The sequence below is a fragment of the Stenotrophomonas sp. SPM genome, assembly GCF_003105135.1.
Classification (GTDB): Bacteria; Pseudomonadota; Gammaproteobacteria; order Xanthomonadales; family Xanthomonadaceae; genus Stenotrophomonas.
The window spans coordinates 1-20,690 of sequence record NZ_QETL01000073.1 but is presented as its reverse complement, the minus strand read 5'-3'; the positions used below and the strand labels follow the sequence as shown (position 1 = coordinate 20,690).

Annotated in this window: 19 protein-coding genes; 5 read left to right on the top strand and 14 right to left on the bottom strand. The window is 68.0% G+C overall.

Features of this window, described 5'->3' with window-relative positions:
• Nucleotides 1-21: 21 nt before the first annotated feature.
• Nucleotides 22-564: a hypothetical protein gene (locus DCO49_RS14425; RefSeq protein WP_116864621.1), complete on the bottom strand. Its 543-nt coding sequence runs from the start codon at nt 562-564 to the stop codon at nt 22-24.
• An 89-nt stretch (nt 565-653) separates the two neighbouring features.
• Between DCO49_RS14425 and DCO49_RS14420 the strand changes: the two genes are divergently transcribed.
• Nucleotides 654-902 (top strand): DUF3297 family protein, encoded by a 249-nt coding sequence (locus DCO49_RS14420; protein WP_108767593.1) that lies wholly within the window; start codon nt 654-656, stop codon nt 900-902.
• Between the two features lie 46 nt (nt 903-948).
• On the opposite strand, the gene DCO49_RS14415 is transcribed toward DCO49_RS14420, so the two are convergent.
• Entirely contained in the window at nt 949-2,598 is a 1,650-nt protein-coding gene (locus tag DCO49_RS14415; protein WP_116864620.1) for a Na+/H+ antiporter, read from the bottom strand.
• Between the two features lie 211 nt (nt 2,599-2,809).
• Between DCO49_RS14415 and DCO49_RS14410 the strand changes: the two genes are divergently transcribed.
• Complete coding sequence (locus DCO49_RS14410) at nt 2,810-3,160, top strand: DUF4156 domain-containing protein (protein WP_116864619.1); 351 nt, start codon at nt 2,810-2,812, stop codon at nt 3,158-3,160.
• Nucleotides 3,161-3,178: 18 nt separating this feature from the next.
• Here DCO49_RS14410 and DCO49_RS14405 read toward each other — a convergent pair whose 3' ends face one another.
• The 3 genes from DCO49_RS14405 to DCO49_RS14395 are packed head-to-tail and all read right to left on the bottom strand — an operon-like array spanning nt 3,179 to nt 5,077.
• Nucleotides 3,179-3,832, bottom strand: coding sequence for a phospholipase (locus DCO49_RS14405; protein ID WP_116864618.1), 654 nt, complete (start codon nt 3,830-3,832; stop codon nt 3,179-3,181).
• Nucleotides 3,829-4,635: a class III extradiol ring-cleavage dioxygenase gene (locus tag DCO49_RS14400; RefSeq protein WP_116864617.1), complete on the bottom strand. Its 807-nt coding sequence runs from the start codon at nt 4,633-4,635 to the stop codon at nt 3,829-3,831. The genes DCO49_RS14405 and DCO49_RS14400 overlap by 4 nt, the downstream gene beginning before the upstream one ends.
• Nucleotides 4,636-4,666: 31 nt before the next feature.
• Entirely contained in the window at nt 4,667-5,077 is a 411-nt protein-coding gene (locus tag DCO49_RS14395; RefSeq protein ID WP_116864616.1) for a DoxX family protein, read from the bottom strand.
• A 95-nt stretch (nt 5,078-5,172) separates the two neighbouring features.
• Between DCO49_RS14395 and DCO49_RS14390 the strand changes: the two genes are divergently transcribed.
• Nucleotides 5,173-6,054 (top strand): LysR family transcriptional regulator, encoded by an 882-nt coding sequence (locus DCO49_RS14390; RefSeq protein ID WP_116864615.1) that lies wholly within the window; start codon nt 5,173-5,175, stop codon nt 6,052-6,054.
• Between the two features lie 74 nt (nt 6,055-6,128).
• Here the strand turns inward: DCO49_RS14390 and DCO49_RS14385 are convergent, their stop codons facing one another.
• The gene (locus DCO49_RS14385) at nt 6,129-9,080 is read right to left on the bottom strand and encodes an EAL domain-containing protein (RefSeq protein ID WP_116864614.1); all 2,952 of its coding nucleotides are present in this window, start codon (nt 9,078-9,080) and stop codon (nt 6,129-6,131) included.
• 288 nt (nt 9,081-9,368) lie between these two features.
• Between DCO49_RS14385 and DCO49_RS14380 the strand changes: the two genes are divergently transcribed.
• Entirely contained in the window at nt 9,369-11,480 is a 2,112-nt protein-coding gene (locus tag DCO49_RS14380) for a M13 family metallopeptidase (protein ID WP_116864613.1), read from the top strand.
• A gap of 171 nt (nt 11,481-11,651) precedes the next feature.
• Here DCO49_RS14380 and DCO49_RS14375 read toward each other — a convergent pair whose 3' ends face one another.
• Nucleotides 11,652-12,578, bottom strand: coding sequence for an oxygenase MpaB family protein (locus DCO49_RS14375; protein WP_116864612.1), 927 nt, complete (start codon nt 12,576-12,578; stop codon nt 11,652-11,654).
• 309 nt (nt 12,579-12,887) lie between these two features.
• On the opposite strand from DCO49_RS14375, the gene DCO49_RS14370 reads away from it, so the two are divergent.
• On the top strand, nt 12,888-13,502 hold the full coding sequence (locus tag DCO49_RS14370) for a hypothetical protein (protein ID WP_108767584.1): 615 nt from the start codon (nt 12,888-12,890) through the stop codon (nt 13,500-13,502).
• 74 nt (nt 13,503-13,576) lie between these two features.
• Here DCO49_RS14370 and DCO49_RS14365 read toward each other — a convergent pair whose 3' ends face one another.
• From DCO49_RS14365 to DCO49_RS14335, 7 genes are all read right to left on the bottom strand, one after another.
• Nucleotides 13,577-14,347 carry a LytTR family DNA-binding domain-containing protein gene (locus DCO49_RS14365; protein WP_108767583.1) on the bottom strand — a complete coding sequence of 257 codons (771 nt, stop codon included), beginning with the start codon at nt 14,345-14,347 and terminating at the stop codon, nt 13,577-13,579.
• Nucleotides 14,337-15,596, bottom strand: coding sequence for a histidine kinase (locus tag DCO49_RS14360; RefSeq protein ID WP_108767582.1), 1,260 nt, complete (start codon nt 15,594-15,596; stop codon nt 14,337-14,339). Before DCO49_RS14360 ends, DCO49_RS14365 begins: the two co-directional genes overlap by 11 nt.
• A gap of 140 nt (nt 15,597-15,736) precedes the next feature.
• Nucleotides 15,737-17,386: a M28 family metallopeptidase gene (locus DCO49_RS14355; protein WP_116864611.1), complete on the bottom strand. Its 1,650-nt coding sequence runs from the start codon at nt 17,384-17,386 to the stop codon at nt 15,737-15,739.
• Between the two features lie 291 nt (nt 17,387-17,677).
• Nucleotides 17,678-18,949 (bottom strand): sigma-70 family RNA polymerase sigma factor, encoded by a 1,272-nt coding sequence (locus DCO49_RS14350; RefSeq protein ID WP_116864610.1) that lies wholly within the window; start codon nt 18,947-18,949, stop codon nt 17,678-17,680.
• A gap of 58 nt (nt 18,950-19,007) precedes the next feature.
• Complete coding sequence (locus DCO49_RS14345; protein WP_116864609.1) at nt 19,008-19,418, bottom strand: VOC family protein; 411 nt, start codon at nt 19,416-19,418, stop codon at nt 19,008-19,010.
• Between the two features lie 45 nt (nt 19,419-19,463).
• Entirely contained in the window at nt 19,464-19,886 is a 423-nt protein-coding gene (locus tag DCO49_RS14340; RefSeq protein WP_116864608.1) for a VOC family protein, read from the bottom strand.
• Between the two features lie 61 nt (nt 19,887-19,947).
• Complete coding sequence (locus tag DCO49_RS14335) at nt 19,948-20,292, bottom strand: YciI family protein (RefSeq protein ID WP_116864607.1); 345 nt, start codon at nt 20,290-20,292, stop codon at nt 19,948-19,950.
• Nucleotides 20,293-20,690 lie beyond the last annotated feature (398 nt).

Below are 20,690 nucleotides of genomic sequence, written 5' to 3'. Positions count from 1 at the left end.
GGAATGGCCCGGCGCTACCGATCAGAACGGGTCGCTGCCCAGCCGCACTTCCAGGTTCAGCAGCGAGCACAGCGCCAGCAGCGCGTCGTCGTCGCGGGTCAGCGCCATCCAGCCGGTGAAGCCGTCGCTGCCAGCATCCACGCTCCACAGCGTGTAGTTGTGCTCGCGCAGGCGGTCGAAGGCGGTGGACATCAGCTGCACGCCGTCCAGGTCGGCAGCGAAATCCTCGTCATCGAGGTCGCCACCCCAGTCCAGCTGCAGGTTGAAGCGTGCCGACAGCTCGTTCACCGCCGACTGCAGCGATTCCAGGTCATCACGCTCCACCTCGAAGCCCGACTGCCAGGCGATGGCCGTGAACAGCGCCGGCACCCAGGCGCTGTCCGCTTCCAGCGGCTGCCCGTCCTCGGCCAGATGCTCGCGCCAGCGGTTGAACTGCTGCAGCGCCAACTCATCGTCGCCCGGATTGATCAGGACCAGCAGGTTCCAGACCCGCGCCTCGAAGTCGTCTTCGTCGAAATCGTGGGCGTCTTCTTCGAAGTCGAAATAATCGCTGTTGTCGGGCATGGCGCGCACTCCTTGGGGCAGGCCGGCATTCTACGGTTTATCCTGTGCCGCTGAAGCCGGCCTTGGTGGCCGTCACTGTGAATGAAGCGATGAGCGATACCCCTCCCGACCACCTGGCGATCAACCCGGCCAGCCCCTTCCATGATGCCAAGGCGCTGGAGCGCGGCGTTGGCGTGCGTTTCAACGACATCGAGCGCGACAACGTCGAGGAATACTCGATCAGCGAAGGCTGGATCCGCGTCCAGGCCGGCAAGGCCCGCGACCGCCGCGGCAACCCGATGACCATGAAGGTCAATGGCAAGGTCGAGGCATACTTCCTGGACCAGAAGCCGGAATAAGCCGCTGTTGTAGAGCCGAGCATGGGCTCGGCTCTACATTCCAGGGTCAATCGCGCTTGCGCGATTCCAGCAGGTCCAGGTTGCGGATCAGCCGCCGCGAGATCTCGTCGGAGATCACCCCGCGCCGGGTCAGGCGGAACAGCTCCTCGCGCTCGGCGTTCAGGCCGGCACTGCGCAGCTGGCGGTAGCCCTGCTCCATCCGGTTCACCTTCTCCGGGTCCACGTCGGGGCCGTCGCTGTCCTTTTCCAGATGGCGCTGGTACAGCAGGCTGACCCGCGAGGCCGCGTCGTTGTACAGCTGCACGTTCTCGGTGTTCTGGTTCATCACCAGCTGCTGGCGCATGCGCTCCACCCCGGCCAGGGCGGCCTTGGAGGACAGCTTGCGGGCCAGGTCCTCTTCCTTGCGTTCGCCCGAATCGGCCGGCAGCTGCAGGCCTTTCAGCAGCTGCGGCAGCGCCACGCTGGCGCCGACCAGCGAGAACAGGATGACCGCCGCGGCCAGGAAGATCACCAGGTCACGCGCCGGGAAGGCGCTGCCATCAGGCAGGAACAGCGGCAGCGTCAGCACGCCGGCCAGGGTGATCGCACCGCGCACGCCGGCCACCGAGGTCGCCACCACGATGCGCCAGTTCGGCGCCTCGCCCCGCTCCAGGCCACGGCGGCGCGCGCGCAGCAGGTTCCAGCGCAGCGACAGCCACACCCACAGCAGGCGCAGCGCGATCAGCGCGGCATTGATGACCAGCACGTACACCAGCAGCCACCAGGCGCTCTGGTGGCCGGTCTCGTTCATGGTGGTGGTGGCGCGCTCGACGATGCCCGGCAGCTGCTCGCCCAGCAGCACGAACATGATGCCGTTGAAGCTGAACTGCAGCATGTTCCAGACGCCCGCACGCTGCACGCGCATGCTGCCCGACACGCGGCCGGTCAGCTCGACATAGCTCATCGCGATGCCGGCGGCGACCGCGGCGAGGATGCCCGAGGCGTGGATTTCTTCGGCCAGCAGATAGGCCGCGAAGGGGATCAGCAGGTTGACCAGCATCGCCGCGCCGGGCTCTTCGCCGAAGCGGCGCCACAGCCAGCGCTGGAACGTGGACACGCCCAGGGTGACCGCCACACCCACCGCCAGGCCGGCCACGGCCACCCACAGGAAGGTCAGCGACGCGGTGGCCAGCGAGAAGCTGCCGGTCATCACCGCAGCCACAGCGAAGCGGAAGCAGACCAGGCCGGACGCATCATTGAGCAGCGATTCGCCTTCCAGGATGTGCATCAGGCGCTTGGGAATGGGCGCCTTGGCGGCGATCGCACCGACGGCCACCGGGTCGGTGGGCGAGACGATGGCGGCCAGCGCGAAGCACACCGCCAACGGCATCACCGGAATCATCCAGTGGATCAGCAGGCCGGCGCCGAGGACGGTGAACACCACCAGGCCGAACGCCAGTTCGAGGATCGCGCCTTTATCGCGGAACAGGCCCTGTTTGGGAATGCGCCAGCCATCAAGGAACAGCAGCGGCGGCAGGAACAGCAGAAAGAACACTTCCGGTTCCAGCGCATGGCCGCGGTTGAACACGCCGGCGATGACCGCGCCCAGCGCGATCTGCACCAGCGGCAGGGGCAACGAGAATGGCAGGACGCGAACCAGGTAACCGCTGGCGACAACGGCTACCAGCATCGCCAGGACGACTTCGATGGTGTGCATGGGGCTTGGACAGGAACTGCAGCGTCGGTATGGAAACGTAGCACACCCGTGTTCAGGCTTCGCGGAACGGGCGCCCGCCCCCGCTCCGGCCTGAATGCAGGTGTGCACAAGGCGCAACGCGCCGTTGTGTGTCGGCAATGCCACCAGACCACGCTGCGCAGTCGCCCTATCGTAAGGGCTCTCCACATCACTTCCTCCGTGAACCAACGCCATGCATCATCGACTTGCCGTCCTTGCCGCCCTCGCGCTTCTGCTGTCCGGCTGCGCCTCTACGCGTCTGCACGGTGACGCCACCCTGGTCCGGCTGACCCACGAAGAACCCAAGGGTTGTCAGTTCCTTGGTGATATCACCGGCAGCCAGGGCAACTTCCTCACTGGCAGCTACACGTCGAACAAGAACCTGGAGTCGGGCGCGCGCAATGACCTGAAGAATCAGGCGGCTGCACGCGGTGGCAACGTGATCTACCTGCTGACCAATCGCGCCGGCGTTACGGGCAGGCAAGGCGGCGGCCAGGCCCAGACCAACGTTACCCTCAGTGGCAACGTCTATCGTTGCCCCTGATCGGCGTGCGTGCTGCCGTCATCGTGGCGACAGCAAACGCTGCTGGATCCAGCCGCTGATGTCCCGCTGCATGTCCGCCGACAGCGTGTGGCCAACCGGGTAGCCACGCAGCTGGCGGGCCACGCCGAGCGCCTGCAGGCGCGCAGCCGCGGATTCGGCCAGCGTGTACGGCAGCTTGTCGTCGGCATGGCCGTGCACCAGCAGGCCGTCCAGCCCGGCATCGGCGATATCGGCCGGCACGTGCGGGGCGATCTCCGGCAGGATGCGCCCGCACAGCACGCCGAACGACTTCACCCGCTGCGGCTGGGTCAGGGCTACGCTGGCACTCATGATGCCGCCCTGGCTGAAGCCGGCCAGCACGGTCTGCCGCGCGTCCACGCCCAGCCGCTGCTGCTGCGCCGCCAGCCACTCGCCCAGCAGCAGGCGCGACTGTTCGGCCTGCGCCGGGTCGATGACCGGCCCCTGCGCGCCGAAGCGCACGGTGAACCAGCCGAACGCCTGCGGCCCGAACACCAGCGGCCCGCGCGGCAGCAGCACGTGCAGGCGCGGGTCGAGGGCTTGGGCCAGGCCGGCCAGCGACTGCTCGTTGCTGCCCACGCCATGCAGCAGTACCACCAGGCCCTGCGCGGTGCCCTGCGCCGGGCGCTCCAGCATCGGCAGCTCCGCGCTCATGCGGCCACCGCCGCAGCGCTGCCATCGAAGCGGTAGATATCCATCGCCAGCATGCCGCCGTCGATGCCCGCATCGATGCGCTGCGCACCGAAGCCGCCCTCGCCCGCCGCGCCCATCGCGAAGTACAGCGGCAGCAGGTGCTCATCGGTGGGATGCGCGCGCTCGGCAAACGGTGCCTGGCGGCGGTAGTCGAACAGCGCATCGCGGTCGTTGGCGGCCAAGCGCTGCTCCACCCATTCGATGAAGGGGCGCACGTACGGCGCTTCCTTGCCGTCCTGGTAATCGCGCCAGTCGTGCAGGTTGTGGGTGATGCTGCCCGAACCGATCAGCAGCACGCCCTGCTCGCGCAGCGGCGCCAGCGCGCGGCCCAGCGCGTACTGGTGCTGCGGGCCCAGCATCGGCTGGATCGATACCGGCACCACCGGAATGTCGGCCTGCGGGCGCAGCATGCGCAGCGGCACCCAGGCACCGTGGTCGAGGCCGCGCTTCGGGTCGATGGCCACCGGCAGGCCGGCGGCGGCGATGCGTCCGGCGACTTCTTCGGCCAGCGCCGGGTCGCCCGGGGCCGGGTACTGCAGTTCGAACAGCGCGCGCGGGAAACCACCGAAATCATGGATCGTCGGCGGCTGCGGGTGCGTGCCGACCAGCGGCTGGCGGGCGAGCCAGTGCGCCGAGGCGATGACGATCGCGCGCGGCGTCGGCAGGTCGCGGGCCAGCTCGGCCAGTCGCACGCCGACCTGGCCCGGATGCAGGGCGGTCATCGGCGAACCATGGGAGATGTACAGCGAAGGCAGGCGGGACATGGGAACCTCCAGGAATTCTTTCAGGGGGCGATCAGCGCGAACGCAGGGTCCAGCGGCCATCGCCCAGCAGGAACAGCACGACCAGGGCCACGGCCCACAACGCCGGGTATTCCCAGCCGCCGCCACTGTTGGCGAAGCTGAAACCGTTGGCGCCGTGCACGGTGACGATGGTGCCCAGCAGCAGCGGCACGCCGAGCAGGCCGATCCAGCGCGCATAGACGCCCAGCAGCAGGGCGGCGGCGATGCCGAGCTCGGCAACGATCGTGAAATACCCCAGTACACCGGGCAGGCCCAGCGACTGGAAATAGGCCGCGGTGCCGGCCGGGGTGAACACCAGCAGCTTGGTCAGGCCATGGGCCAGGAACAGGCCGCCCAGCGCCAGCCGCAGCAGGGTGCCGGCGTAGGGGGCGAGCGGTGACAGCGGACGGGACGTGGTAGACATGGCAGGCACCTCGGAAGGAGTGGGCACAGCTTATTGCGCTCACCAGAGCCGATAAATACGATGATCTGACCGTATTTGTTGCATAAGGCGGAATAATGGACACCCTGGACGCCATGCGTGTGTTCGTCGCGGTGGTTGAGCGCAACGGCTTCAGTGCCGCCGCGCAGGCGCTGGACATGTCCACGGCCGGGGTGACCCGGCAGGTCGCATCGCTGGAAAAACGCCTGTCCACCCGTCTGCTTCACCGCACCACGCGGCGGGTCAGCCCGACCAGCGCCGGCGCGGCCTACTACGCGCAGTGCGTGCGCCTGCTGGCCGAGTTCGACGCACTGGAAGCCAGCATCGGCGCGCAGGCGCTGGAGCCCTCGGGCACGCTGCGCATCAATGCACCAGTCAGCTGGGGCATCGCCCGCCTCGGCCCGCTGCTGGCCGGCTACCGCCAGCGCTACCCGCAGGTGGAACTGGACCTGGCCCTGTCCGACCGGCTGGTGGACATGGTCGAAGAAGGCTACGACGTGGCCATCCGCATCACCCGCGAACCGAGCCCGGCGCTGATCGCACGGCGGCTGGGCCAGGCCCGCATCACCCTGTGCGCTGCGCCGTCCTACCTGGCCGCGCGCGGCACGCCGCACACGCCGCAGGAGCTGGAACAGCACGACTGCCTCGGCTACAGCTACTGGGCCTCGGGCAACCAGTGGCCACTGCAGGGGCCAGGGGGCGAAACCCGGGTGACGGTGAACAGCATCCTGCAGGCCAACAACGGCGACGTGCTGCGCGAAGCGGCCATCGCCGGCATGGGCGTGATCCTGCAGCCGGATTTCCTGCTGGAGGACGCACTCGCCGATGGCCGCCTGGTGCGCGTGCTGCCGGAATGGGACGTGCCCACGATCGGCATCTTCGCCGTCTACACCAGCCGCAGCCACCTGGCACCGAAGGTGCGCAGCTTCATTGACTACCTGGTGGATGCGGGGGTGTGACGCCCGCGCTTCGCGCTCGCCGGGCATGGCCCGGCGCTACCCGGCGGGCAGCCATGCCCGGCGGATCTTCCCGCTCACACCACCACTTCATCCAGCGAATCGATGATCTTTTCCAGCGGCGCCGGCCGCCCCAGCAGGTAGCCCTGCACCTGGTCGCAGCCATGCGCGGCCAGCCAGTTCAGCTGGCCCGGTGTTTCCACGCCCTCGGCGATGATGGTCAACCCCATGCTGTGGCCCAGCGACAGCAGTGCGCGGCAGATCGAGGCGTTGCGCGGATTGGTTTCCACATCCGCCACGAAGCTGCGGTCGATCTTCAGGATGTCCAGCGGCAGGTGCTGCAGGTAGGACATGCTGGAATAGCCGGTGCCGAAATCATCCAGCGACACGCAGATGCCCTGCTCGTGCAGGCGCTGCATGGTCTGCATCGCCTGCGTCGGCTTGCGCATCAGGCTGCTCTCGGTCAGCTCCACGTGCAGTGCGCCGCGGGCCAGGCCGAACTCCTTCTGTGCGCGGGTGAACTCGGCCACCAGGTCACTGTTGAAGAACTGCACCGCCGACACGTTCACCGCGATCGACAGCTCGCCCCAGCCGGCATCCACCAGCCGCCGCTGCGCCTGTGCGGCGGCACGGATCACCCAGCGCCCCAGCGCCAGGATCAGCCCGGTGTCCTCGCAGAGCTGGATGAACTCGCTGGGCGGAATGAAACTGCCGTCGGCCTGCGGCCAGCGCAGCAGCGCCTCCAGCGCCGCCGGGCTGCCATCGCTGGCATGGCGGATCGGCTGGAAATACAGCTGGAATTCGTTGTCGATGGCGGCATGGATGCGCGCGGCCAGGCGCAGGCGGTCGGCCAGGCGGGTGGTCACCGCGGTATCGAACCAGGCCACCACGTTGCCTTCGGCGCGCGCGGCATGCGCAGCCTGCGCGGCCATGCCGATCACCTGCTCGGCACTGTGGCCATCGCCCACTGCATGCACGGCCACGCCGATGCGCGGCTCGAACTGGTGCAGCGAATCCTTGCCGCGCATCGGCGCCGAGACGATCTGCAGCAGGTCATCCAGCGCACGCTGCGCGGTGTGCTCGCCACCGATGGCCAGCACGAAGTCCTCGGCCGGCTGGAAGGCCAGGGTACCGAAGCGCGCACCCAACCCGTCCAGGCGCAGGGCCATCGACTGCAGCACCGCATCGCCGATCTCGCGGCCCAGCGTATCGGCCACCAGCTGCAGGCCGCGCAGCTGCACGTAGGCGATGGTGTAGGCGCCTTCCTGTGCGTCCAGCTGCTCGGTCAGCGCGCGCACGGTCAGCAGGCCCGTATCCGGGTTGTGCCGCGCGCGGTAGGCCAGGTCGCGCTCGTAGGCCAAGCGCTCGCTGACATCCTCGGCCAGCACCAGGCAGGCGGCGCGGCCATCGAAATCCAGCATGGACAGGTGCGCACGCACCTCGAACTCGCTGCCATCGCGGCGCCGGTGCATGCGTACCGTCGACTCCGGCAGCCCATCCACGCGTGCCCGTGCAATGGCCCCCATCACCTCGTCCCAGCCGCCACGCGGACGGATGTCGAGGATGCTCATCTGCAGGAATTCTTCGCGGCTGTAGCCGTACTGCTCGACGGCCGCCTGGTTGACTTCAAGGAAACGCAGGCTGCTCGGATCGAACACCCAGAACGGTGCCGGATTGCGGTCGAACAGCAGGCGGAAGCGGCGCTCTGCACGACTCATCTGTTCGCGCGCACGGTAGCGCTCGGTCTGGTCGGTCAGCGCGCCGATCATGCGGCGCTGGCGGTCGGCCACTTCCACCCGCTGGCCGCGCGCGGCCACCCAGCGCACCTGGCCACCGGGCAGCACCAGGCGGAATTCTTCGTCCAGCACTTCATCGCCGGCAAACGCCTGGTTGAAGGCGCGCTGCAGGCGTTCGCTGTCCTCGTGGTGCACGCGGTTGAAGAACTCGGCCACCGGCATCGCATTGGTGTGCAGGCCGAAGATCTCGCGGGCCAACGGCGACCAATGCAGCTGTGCCGCATCCTCATCCACGTGCCAGGTGCAGACCCGGCCGGCCTGGTGGGCCAGGCCCAGCTCGGCGTGGCCGGTGCGCAGTTCCTCGGCCATCGACTGATGGCTGCGGGTACTGCGCCGCACCGCGTACAACAGCACCAGCAGCACGCCGGCGTAGGCCAGCAGGATGGCAACGGCGGCCTGCAGGTACGGCCACCATGGCGCCAGCACGTCCTGGTCGGCCAGGCCCACCTGCACCGCCAGCGGGCTGCGTTCCAGCGTGCTGATGGTGGAAATGCGCGGAATGCCATCCACCGCACCGGGGATGCTGCCCAGTTCGACCACCGCAGCGCGGCCCAGCAGCTCACGACCCGGCAAGCGGTAGCGGCGCCCGACCGTCGCCTGCGGGTCGGGAACGCGGGCCAGCATGGCGCCATCACGGTCACTGATCGACACCAGCCCGTGGTTGCCGACGTCCAGGCCACTGACAATGCGCTGCAACTCCTCGCAGCGCAGGCGCGCCAGCAACCAGCGGTCGCCCGCCATCGGCAGCGCCAGGGGCACCACCCAGCGGCCATCGATGGCCTGCTGCGGCGGGCCGAGGTACAGCGCGCTGCCCTGCCCACGTCGTTGCGGGTCGCTCCACAGCGGCAGCTTCAGATCACCCTTGCCGGCGGTCAATGCGCGTCCATAGGCATCCAGTACGACGATGCTGTCCAGTTCCGCATGGCGGCCGAGCACCCCGCTGATGGCCGCATCCAGCAGCGCCGGGGCCTGCGCCGGCACGCTGCGGAACAGTTCGGCGGCATCGGCGGCGATCCCGCTCATGGCCCGCTCCAGGTTGCGCAGTTCCATCGCCAGCAGCCGCTCGGTGCCCACTGCCATGGCACGGCTCTGCCGTTGCGCAGCTTCCAGCCGGCGCTGGTAATCGTTGGCCAGCATCACCGCCAGCACCACGGCCAGTAGCACGCCCACGGCAATGCCGCCCCAGGTGATGGCGCGCAACGGCCGGGCCAGCGCGTGCCTCAGCGCTGGCATCGATCAATGTTCCCTGTGCAGACGACTGGCTTCATGCGCGAACGATTCCTCCACATCCCCGACCAGAGCGGCCGCGGATCGGCATTCTTGACGCCTGGGTCTGTCCGGTGCGCCACCTTCCCCATGGCTGCACCGGTATCTAGCCTGCAGCATGCACCACGTCGATGACGGCGTGAAGATCGTCGGCGCGTGTTCAGCCAGATCGCGCACAGCGCGGCCCCCGTGGCGGAGCGTCCAGCACACGCGCAGGGGATTAGACTTGGGGTTTTCCCGCTGCAAGAGAAGTCCATGTCCAAGCTGCGCCGTCCCACCCTGGCGCTGGCCATCGTCGCCAGCCTGTCCCTGGCCGCCTGCGACCGCCCGGCCGAACCGGCCGCCGGCACCGCCGCGCCGGCCGATGCCACCCCTGCCCCGGCCAAGCCGATGCTGGGCAGCTTCGGCTTCGATGCCAGCGGCATGGACCGCAGCATCGCCGCCGGCGACGACTTCTTCGGCTTCGCCAACGGCACCTGGGTGAAGAACACCGAGATCCCGGCCGACCGTTCGCGCTTTGGCAGCTTCAACGTCATCGCCGAAAAGACCCAGGCCGATACCCGCGCGATCCTCGAAGGCGCGGCCGGCAATGCGCAGGCCAGCGGCGATGACAAGCTGATCGGCGACTATTACGCCGCGTTCATGGACGAGGCCGGCATCGAGAAGCGCGGTCTGGCCCCGGTACAGCCGCAGCTGGCCGCGATCGGCGGCATCGCCGACAAGGCGGGCCTGGCACGTGCGCTGGGCGGCGACATGCGCGCCGACGTCGACCTGCTCAACGCCACCAACTTCTACACCGACCGCCTGTTCGGCCTGTGGGTGTCGGTGGACATGCTGCAGCCGGACCGCAACGCGCCGTACCTGGTGCAGGGCGGCCTGGGCATGCCCGACCGCGATTTCTACCTGGGTGATGGCCGCATGGCCGAGCTGCGCAAGCAGTACCAGGCCTACATCGCGCAGGTGCTGCAGCTGGCCGGCGTGGCCGACCCGGCGGGCAAGGCGCAGCGCATCCTCGCGCTGGAAACCAAGATCGCCCAGGCCCACGCCAGCCAGGAAGAAACCAACAACGTGACCCTGGGTGCCAACCCGTGGACGCAGGCGGACTTCAACGCCAAGGCGCCGGGCATGGACTGGGCGGCGTTCCTGGACGCCGCCAAGCTGGGCCAGCAGCAGGACTTCATCGTGTGGCAGCCGAAGGCCGTCGCCGGCCTGTCCAGGCTGGTGGCTACCGAGCCGCTGGACGTGTGGAAGGACTACATGACCTTCCACGCCCTGGACCGCGCCGCGGCCTACCTGCCGAAGACGTTCGCCGACGCCCGCTTCGCCTTCCACGGCACCGCGCTGAGCGGCACCCCGCAGCAGAGCGACCGCTGGAAGCGTGCGGTGGACGATGCCAACCATGCCGTGGGTGAGGCCATCGGCAAGCGCTACGTGGAAAAACACTTCGACGCCAAGACCAAGGAACGCGCGGACGAGATGGCGAAGAACATCATCGCCGCCTTCGCCAAGCGCATCGACGCACTGGCCTGGATGTCACCGCAGACCAAGGCACACGCCAAGGCCAAGGTCGCCGGCCTGACCGTGGGCATGGGCTACCCGGACACCTGGCGCGACTACACAGGCCTGGAGATCCGCCGTGACGATCCGCTGGGCAATGCGCAGCGTGCGGAGCAGTTCGAGTACGCGCGCAACGTGGCCAAGCTGGGCAAGCCGGTCGACCACGACGAGTGGGCGATGCTGCCGCAGACCATCAACGCGATGAACGTGCCGCTGGAAAACCGCCTGGTGTTCCCGGCCGCGATCCTGCAGCCGCCGTTCTTCGACGGCGCCGCCGACGACGCGGTGAACTACGGTGCGATCGGCGCGGTGATCGGCCACGAGATCAGCCACGGCTTCGACAATGCCGGCGCGCTGTTCGATGAAACCGGCAAGCTGCACAACTGGTGGACGGCCGAGGACCTCAAGCAGTTCAACGCGGCCGGCGATGCACTGGCTGCGCAGTTCAGCAGCTACGAGCCGTTCCCCGGCGTGCACGTCAACGGCAAGCTGACCCTGGGCGAGAACATCGCCGACGTGGCCGGCCTGGGCACCGCCTACGACGCCTACCAGCTGTCGCTGCAGGGCAAGCCGGGCCAGACCCTGGAAGGCTTCACGCCGGACCAGCGCTTCTTCCTCGGCTTTGCCCAGGCTTGGCGCAGCAAGAGCCGCGAGCAGGCACTGCGCAACGGCCTGCTGACCGACGTGCACGCACCGGGCCAGTACCGTGCACTGACCGTGCGCAACATCGACGCCTGGTACCCGGCGTTTGAAGTGAAGGAAGGCCAGAAGCTGTACCTGGCCCCGGACAAGCGGGTCAAGGTGTGGTGATGTGATGCGAACGGGCGCCGAGAGGCGCCCGTTTTTTTGGGGCGGATGCTGCGGCGTAGCCTGCTCCGGTAGAGGCCAACCTTGGTTGGCACTTTCCGCCATCCACGCATGGCGTGGATCTACTGCTGCGCGGCATGGATCCGTAGAACCACGCCATGCGTGCGCGATGGATCAACCCACCGCCGGCCACTCGCGCAACACGTCCACCGGCACACCCACGCGTGCGCAGGCGCGCGTGGCCAGGCCATCGGGCAACGCGCGGCGGAACAACGGTGCCATGCCCTGCATCAGCTTGGCCGACGCGGCTGCCTGCGTGCGCTGGCCGGCACTGCGTTCCAGCATCGCCTCGGCCCAGTCGGGCAGCAGCGCGGCACCGGCGCCGAGGAACACCGCGCGCGACAGGCCCGGGATCGGCACCGGCAGGTTGACCGCCGACAACACCTCCAGCACCTCGCGCGACCGTGCATCGGCCAGCAGCTCCGGCTGCCGCGCGCAGAAATAGGCGGCCACCTCCGCTTCGCTGCGCGGCACATCCACCGCGCCCAGCGCTTCGGCCACGCAGCGGTACTCGTCGTAGTAGCGGTCGGCAATCTTCACCGGCACCTCGCGCCCGTAGCGGCGATAACCCTGCAGGAAACCGAACGCCTCGGTCACGTGCACCCACGTCAGCAGCTGCGGGTCGTCAGCCGCGTAGTCTTCGCCCTGCGCGGTGCGGCCGCGGATCTGCGCATGGATGCGGCGCACCTTGGCCACAAGTTTTTCCACCTCACCAGCAGGCGCGTAGCTGGTGCCGGCGACGAACGCGGTGGTCCGGCGCAGGCGGCCGACCAGGTCCTGGCGGAAGTTGGAGTGGTCGTACACGCCGGCCAGCGCGCGCGGGTGCAGGGTCTGCAGCATCAGCGCACACAGGCCGCCGGCCAGCATCGAGGGCAGCTCGGCGTGCATGCGCCAGGTCACGCTGTCCGGCCCGAACCAGCCGGGGTCGCCCAGCGGCTGGTCATAATCGATGCCGCTCTGGCCGCGCGGGAAGGCATCGAGCACCCAGCGCCGGATCGGCGCGGTGACGGGGCGGGAAAGGCGGTGCAGCAGCGGCGGCATCTTCGGTCCAGGCGGTGGCGGAATCGGCCGCGGTCTGCGCGGTCAGCCTCGATTCTGGGCGATACGGGCCGATGCAGCGAGCCCGTCGGCTCAGCCGCGGCTCCATGTGCAGCCGCAGCACATTTCACCCTGCGACATCTTGACGCAGGCTACCGGCGCGATGCTGCGCCGCATCAACCTTCACCCATTCAGACAAAACCCTTACCGCGCTAGGCATTCCACCCATTGCACGGCCCGCTGGAAGTGCTAGAACTGAACCCGCCACACCGTCCAATGCTGATCGACGCACGTTCCACAAGGGAGCCAGCCATGATTGCTTTGTTCAAGGGTTTGGGACTACTGCTTCGCGACAACGAGCTCTACCACAGCCCGTTCGACAAACAGGTCGCGCACTGGCGCAACCTCAGCGAGCAGCAGATCCGCGAAGAAGTAGCGGTGTTGGCGCAGGCCAAGTGCCAATGGCTGATCGCCTCGATCATCGGCTGGCAGGCGGCATCCCTGCTCATCCTCGGCCTGATCGCCAACTACCTCTGGCGCGACGATTACCACATCACCTTTACCCGCGTGGTCGTGGTGTTCGGCTCGTGGGTGTCGATCCTGTTCGTGATCTGGTTCATGGCCAACATGTTCGACCAGCAGGCCGGTTTCGAGCGCTGGATGAAGGCATTCAACAGCCGCGCCCGCATCACTTCCAAGGCCGACAGCGTCGAGTGCGTGGCCGAAGCGCTGGACCTGGCCGAGCACTACCCGGAAGTGCTGGACTACAAGCAGGCCGTCACCACCCGGCGCGAGCTGCGCCACGAGGACATCCGCATCATGACCGAGATCGGGCGCATGCGGCAGCACTCGGAACTGGTCGGCCGGCTCAACCATGTCGGCGAAACCGAACACCACCACGATCTGACCCTGCAGCCGGCCTACTGAGGCTGGCCAACAGGTCCAGGGAAGCGGGGGGAGCCACAATGCCACCGTGCACTGTCACGGTGGCATTGTTCTTTCTACATGCCGCGGAACAGGCTCATGAACGGCTGGCTGACCACCAGCGTTTCCGGCCGCTGGCGCAGGCGCAGCACGCCGCGGCCGGTGTCATCGCGGCTGACCGCCGCCACCGCCTTCATGTTGACGATGGTCGAGCGATGCACCTGGCGGAAGTGCTGCGGGTCGAGCACCTCCAGCAGTTCGCGCAGCGGCGTGCGCAGCAGGCTTTCGCCGGCGCTGGTGACCACGGTCGTGTACTTGTTGTCGGCGCGGAAATAGACCACGTCCTCCAGCATGATCAGCTGGGTGTCGCGGCCGTTGCTGGCGGTGATCCAGGCCAGTGGCGGGCGGTCACCCGCGCCCTGTGACGGACCCAGGCGCTGCAGCAGGCGTTCCAGCACCGCATCGTCCTGGCGCGTGTTGGGCAGCCGCGAAAGGATGCGCTCGCGGGTGGCCAGCAGACGCTCGTCGCTGACCGGCTTCAGCAGGTAGTCCATCGCGCCCTGCTCGAACGCATCGATGGCGTACTGGTCGTAGGCGGTGACGAACACCACCTGCGTGCGCGGGCTCAGTTCGGACAGCGCGCGCGCCACTTCGATGCCGCTGATGCCGGGCATGCGGATATCCAGGAAGGCGATGTCCGGCTGCTTTTCGGCCAGCTGTTCCAGCGCGCTGGCACCATCTTCGCATTCGGCCACCAGCTTCAGTTCCGGCCACAACCGGCCCAGCTGTTCCACCAGCGACTGCCGCAGCAGTTCCTCGTCCTCGGCGATCAGGGCTTCAAGCGGCATGGCTGCGTTCCTTGGCCGGCTGCGGCAGGGTCATGGTAGCGGCGACGCCGCTGGGGAAATTGGCGACGATGGCCACGCCGGCCTGCTCGCCGCAGGTCAGGCGCAGGCGCTCGCGCAGGTTCTTCAGGCCGATGCCGGTGCCGCTGGTGCCCTGGCCGAAGCCCAGGCCGTCGTCGGCCACGGTCACCGTCACGTGGTCATCGAACGCACGCGCCAGGATCCAGATCGTGCCGCCGCCGGGCTTGGGTTCCAGGCCATGCTTGATCGCGTTTTCCACCAGCGTCTGCAGGGCCATCGCGGGCATGTGCACGCCGTGCAGCTCGTTGGGCACCTGCACTTCCACCGCCAGCCGCGCGCCCATGCGGATGCGCAGGATTTCCAGGTAGGCGCGGGTGCGCTCCAGTTCCACGCCCAGCGTGGACACCGATTCGTCCACCTGCGGCAGCGAACTGCGCAGGTATTGGATGAGGTGGCCGAGCATCTGTTCGGCGCGGCCGGGATCGGTGCGGGTGAGCACCTGTGCGTTGGCCAGGGTGTTGTAGAGGAAGTGTGGTTCCACCTGCGCGTGCAGCAGGTTCAGGCGGGCCACCGACAGTTCCTTTTCCACCTGGGTCTGCTCGGCCGCGGCCTGCTCGTCGCGGCGCTGGTCGGCCACGCGGCGGGTGATCGCGCGGGTGACGGCCTCGGCGTTTTCGAAATTGCTGCCTTCATCCAGCGCCAGCAGGTCGGCCCACCAGCCGGCATCGGGCTCGAACAGCAGGGTGACGGTGCTGGTGCCCTGCCCCGGGGTGACCGTGGCCTGCACGCTGTTGCGCTTGATGGCCAGCCGCGCCGGCAGGTTCCAGCGCGAGGGCTGGCGGCCATTCCAGGGATCGACGCGGCGCACATAGGCGCGCACCTGCAGGCTGCCGGCAGCGCTTTCCACGTCTTCCACCCGCGGCAGTTCGGCCACGGCGGCCTCGACCAGGGCGAAGGCCGGGCCGGCATCCAGTGGCACTTCAATCTGGCGCCGCTGATGGCCGGACAGGGTGCTGCCATCAAGGCGACCGGCGATCAGCCACACCCGGCGCACATGGGTGATGGCACTGCCCAGCGCGCTGATCATCAGGAACATCGCCAACAGGCCGAAGATCCAGCCCGGGCCGTCGTTCATGCCGCTGAAGATACCGCTCCAGACCATGCCGGCCACCAGCAGTGCCACGGCCCAGGCCAACAGGTGACGGAGAATGAGAGTGAGGCTGGCGATCACGGCAGCGCCTTGGAGGAAGGGGGTGAGCCGAGCATAGGTCGGCCCACCGGGCAAACAAGCGGCCTGCGACGAAGCCCCGGAAACCGGGGATGGAAGCTGTTACGGGAACGCCGGGCATGGCCCGGCGCTACCGGTGCTTCTTAGTTGCGCTGTGCGGCGCTGCTGTCACGCACGGCGCGGAACGACTCGTCGGTGCTCCAGTTCGGCCAGCTGCGCGAGTTGGCCAGCTGGTTGCCCAGCGTGTAAAGCACTTCCAGGTCGCGGGCGGCACCGTTAAACACCCAGTCCGGCTGCCATTCGTCGCCCTGCTGGTGGTAGCGCTTGGCGGTGTAATCCTCCGAGGCCTTCTTGCCGGCGGCAACGCCACCCTCCACCCAGTCCTGGCCGGCCGACCAGGACAGCGCCGGCACGCCGCGCTTGGCGAACGAGAAGTGATCGGAGCGGAAGAACAGGCCCGCTTCCGGCTTCGGGTCCGGGGTGTAGCGGATGTCCCAGCCCTTGGCGACGTCCTTCAGCTGGTCCAGCAGTTCGAAGCGCGCGGTGCCGTAGATGCCGAAGTCACGCGACGGACCGAACGGCGACATGCCGTCCATGTTGATCGCCGCCACCGTGGTTTCCAGCGGGTACAGCGGGTGGGTGGCGTAGTACTCCGAACCCAGCAGGCCCTTTTCCTCGGCGGTGACCGCCAGGAACAGCAGCGAGCGCTGCGGACGCTGGCCCTTGGCGAAGCCGCGGGCCAGTTCGATCAGCGAGGCGGTGCCGCTGGCATTGTCCAGCGCGCCGTTGAAGATGCGGTCGCCGCGCGCGTCCGGCTCGCCCACGCCGATGTGGTCCCAGTGCGCGCTGTAGATGATGGTCTCGTCCGGGTGGCTGCTGCCTTCCAGGCGTGCGGCCACGTTGTGCGAGGTGATCACTTCGGTCTTTACCGCGTACTTCGCATCCAGGCTGGCGCCGGTCAGCGGCACCGGGGTGAAGTCGCGCTGCTGCGCCTTCTTCTTCAGCGCCTCGAAATCCTGCCCGGCGGCGCGGAACAGCTCGACGGCGAGGTCGCGCTGGATCCAGCCTTCCAGCAGCGGGTGGGTCTCGGCGGGGTTGTCACGCACCACGTCGAACATGGTGTTGGTGTTGGAGCCGGCCACGGTGGCCCAGCCGTACGAGGCCGGTGCGGTCTCGTGCACGATCAGCACGCCGAGCGCGCCCTGGCGTGCGCCTTCTTCATACTTGTACGGCCAGCGCCCGTACCAGGTCATGCCCTTGCCGTCGAAGTCACCCTTGCCGGTTTCGAAATCGGGGTCGTTGATCAGCACGACGGCGATCTTGCCCTTCAGGTCGACGCCCTTGAAGTCGTCCCAGTTGCGCTCCGGCGCTTTCACGCCATAGCCGAGGAAGACCAGCGGGGCCTTGCTGATGTCGACGGTGGTGGCGCCATTCATGGCGGCGCGCACGGCGATCTGCTTGCCCTGGTCGAGGGTGAGGGTCTTGCCGCCCTGATGCAGGGCCAGCTGCGGGGTACCGACGATGTCGCCCTTGCGCAGCGGCACGGCTTGGGTCCACAGGCGCTTGCCATCCTGCAGGTCACCACCCGGCTGCAGGCCGGCGGCGGCAAACTGCTTGCTGAGGTAGGCAATGGTCTTTTCTTCGCCGGCAGTGGCCGGTGAGCGGCCCTCGTAGGCGTCGGAGGCCAGTTCCTTGACGTCGGCGGAGATCCGCGCGCCATCGAATTTCGGCGTGGCGGCCATCAGTGCGCTCGACACCGACAGGGCCAGGATGCCCAGTACTGCTCGTTTCATTGCTCTCTCCAGCAGGAAAATCCTTCCGGAGTGTAATGGGATTCGGCAGGGCTGCGCCCTGCACCTGCGGTAGTGCTGGCCGCTGGCCGGCAACTTCAAAAGCAAAAGCCCGCATTCCGTGGGATGGCGGGGTGGGTCCGATTGCGGGGGACGCCGTGAATCCGCCCGTGGAGGCTTTGGCGCGCCATCCATGGCGCTTACACCCCCGCAACCGGACCCGCACCGCCTTCGACAGATTCCCTGCGGCTGCCGCTGGGTGCCGACCGTTGGTCGGCACTCAACACGAATGCGTCATGAAAAGGGCCCTGACCCCAATCGCTGAGCACGGGCCAGCAGCACCGACCGCTCGCGGGCATTTCCGGTGAGCGCGGCCGCCTCGCAGAAGGCGGTGGCGGCATCCTCACGCCGACCCAGCAGCAGCAGCAGCTCGCCCCGTACCACCTGCAACGGGGCATAGCTCTGCAACCGCGCATCGACCAGCAACGGCTGCAACAACCCCCAGGCCGCGAACGCGCCGTCACTGCGCGACACCGCCACCACCCGGTTCAGGGCCACCACCGGCGAGGGCATCACCTGTAGCAGCTGCGCATACAGCGCGGCGATGCGTGCCCAGTCGGTGTCTTCGGCACGGCGCGCGGTGGCATGGCAGGCTGCGATACGTGCCTGCAGGACGTAGGCATCCTTGCCGCCGCCGGCATCCAGCGCACGCTGCAGCGCTTGTTGCCCGCGTTCAATCTGCAGCCAGTCCCAGCGCGCGCGGTTCTGCACGTCCAGCAATACCGGCTGGCCCTGCGCATCAACGCGCGCCGCCGCGCGCGAGGCCTGCAGTTCCATCAGCGCCAGCAGGCCCAGCACCGGCGGCGCGGGCAGCCGATGGGCGAGGATGCGGGCCAGCCGCAACGCTTCCTCGCACAAGGCCGGCCGCATCCAGTCATCGCCGGCACTGGCCGCATAGCCCTCGTTGAAGACCAGGTAGATCGCTTCCAGCACCGAGGCCAGCCGCTCGGGCAGCGCCTCGGCACGCGGTACCTCGTAGGGCACCTGCTTCTGCACCAGGGTGCGCTTGGCGCGCACGATGCGCTGGGCGATGGTCGGCTCCGGCTGCAGGAAGGCACGGGCGATCTCGGTGGTGGTCAGACCGCCCAGCAGGCGCAGGGTCAGCGCCACCCGTGCATCGGCCGGCAGCACCGGATGGCAGGCTACGAACATCAGCCGCAGCAGATCATCGCCGAGGTCGTCTTCCAGTGCCTGGCTGTCATCGGGTGCGGGCAGCGCCACCGGGTGCAGTTCCTCGCCCCATTGCGCATGCTGCTGCGCCACGCGCTGGTGCTGGCGCAGCACATCGATGGCACGGTTGCGCGCGGTGGTCATCAGCCAGGCTCCGGGGTTGTCCGGGATGCCCTGCGCCGGCCAGCGCTCCAGCGCGGCCAGCCAGGTGTCCTGGGCCAGCTCCTCGGCGCGGCCGACATCACCGCCGAGCAGCCGCGCCAGGCGCGCGATCAACACCGGCGATTCCATCCGCCAGAGGCTCTGCAGTCGCTGGCTCAGGGCGGGCTCGGTCATGCGCCGATCACAGCACGCAGGCCGTGCCCGCACAAGCGCCAGCAAACGGCGTCGGCCATCAGCCCGGCTCGCCATCCATATACGCGATTTCCCACAGGTGGCCATCCAGGTCCTGGAAGCCGCGCTGGTACATGAAGCCGTAGTCACGGGCCGGTTGCGGTTCGCTGCCACCTGCGGCCACCGCCTTGTCCACCATCACGTCCACCGCCTTGCGGCTGGCCGCGGAAAGGCAGGTGATCAACTCGGTCTCCGCGTGCGCATCGGCAATGTTCTTGTTGGTGAACTGCTGGAAGAACGGCTTGACCAGCAGCATCACGAAGATGCTCTCGCTGATGACCATGCAGGCGGCATCTTCATTGGTGTAGGCCGGATTGAAGCTGTAGCCCAGCGCGCTGAAGAAGTCCTTGGACTGTTGCAGGTCCTGCACGGGCAGGTTGACGAAGATCATCTGCGGTTGCGGTGCGCTCATCGTTGCGTTTCCTGTGTGTGATGCGAGGTGGGTGTTGGAGCCGGATCAGGGCTGCTTCATGCAGTTGACCATCCACGGCTTGCCGAAGCGGTCGATCAACATGCCCCAGCGATGCGCCCAGAACGTTTCGGCGATCGGCATCTGCACCTGGCCGCCTTCGGCCAGCGCGGCGAACACGCGCTCGGCTTCCTCGATGCTGTCGACGTCGACATTGATGGTGGTCGAGCCGCCCTCGCCCCCGCCCGGGCCATCGGCGGCCATCAGGATCGCGCCGTCGATCTCCAGCTGGCTGTGCGCCACGTGGTCGAGGGTTTCGGCAGGCATCTCATTGCAGCCCGGCGAACCATCGGACGGCGGCATGTCGCGGTACTTCATCTCCGAGGTGACCTGGCCACCGAGGGCCTTGGCATAGAAGACCATCGCATCGTGGGCTTGGCCGCTGAAGCCAAGGAAGGGAATCAGTTTCATGGCAATGCTCCGTTGGGTGGTCGCGCCGGGGCGTACCGGCGGATGTGACAGGGAAGATCGATCAGTTTTCCAGCTGTTCCCGCAGACGCTGTTCCTGCTGCTGTAATTCGGGGGTGAAGGCTTCACCGAAATCCTCGGCGGTGATCAGCTGACGCAGCTCGAGGGTGCCGCCAGCGCCGAACGGGGCACGGCTGGCCCATTCGATGGCCTCGTCCAGCGAGCGCACGTTCCACAACCAGAAGCCGGCGATCTGCTCGCTGGGCGGGCCGAAGGGGCCGGCCTGGACCTGCGAGGCGGCGGCGACGAGTTGTTCGTTGTAGGCGCCCATTTCGGCCAGTTCCGCTTCGCTGGGCAGGCGGCCGGCTTCGGAATCGGCGTTGGCTTTGACGATCACCATGACTTTCATGTCGGTCTCCCGTGGGCGGCGTTCTGCGCGCCCTTCATGGGTACGACGAACCGGGGGATAGGGAATCGACAGGTCGGTTGTTTTTTTTTCCTGCGCGGAAGGCGCGCCTGCGGCGGGGGATCGGCGAACGGCGGAGCCCCTCCGTGGTGGGGTCTGGGTTGCTCGATTACCGGGGTTGGCCGGGAGGGTAGACGGGTCGGGGGACGCCGTGAACCCATCCTTGGGGGCTTGGCCGCGGCATCCATGCCGCGGACACGCCCGCCCCGCCTACCCACCCGGCCTCTGACAGTTTCCCGCGGCCTCCACCACGGAAGATCAAGAGAAGAAGGCAAAAGCAAAAGCAAAAGCAAAAGCGGTGCGCTGGCGGGCTCGGCTGTGCGAGCGAAGCGACCCGCTAT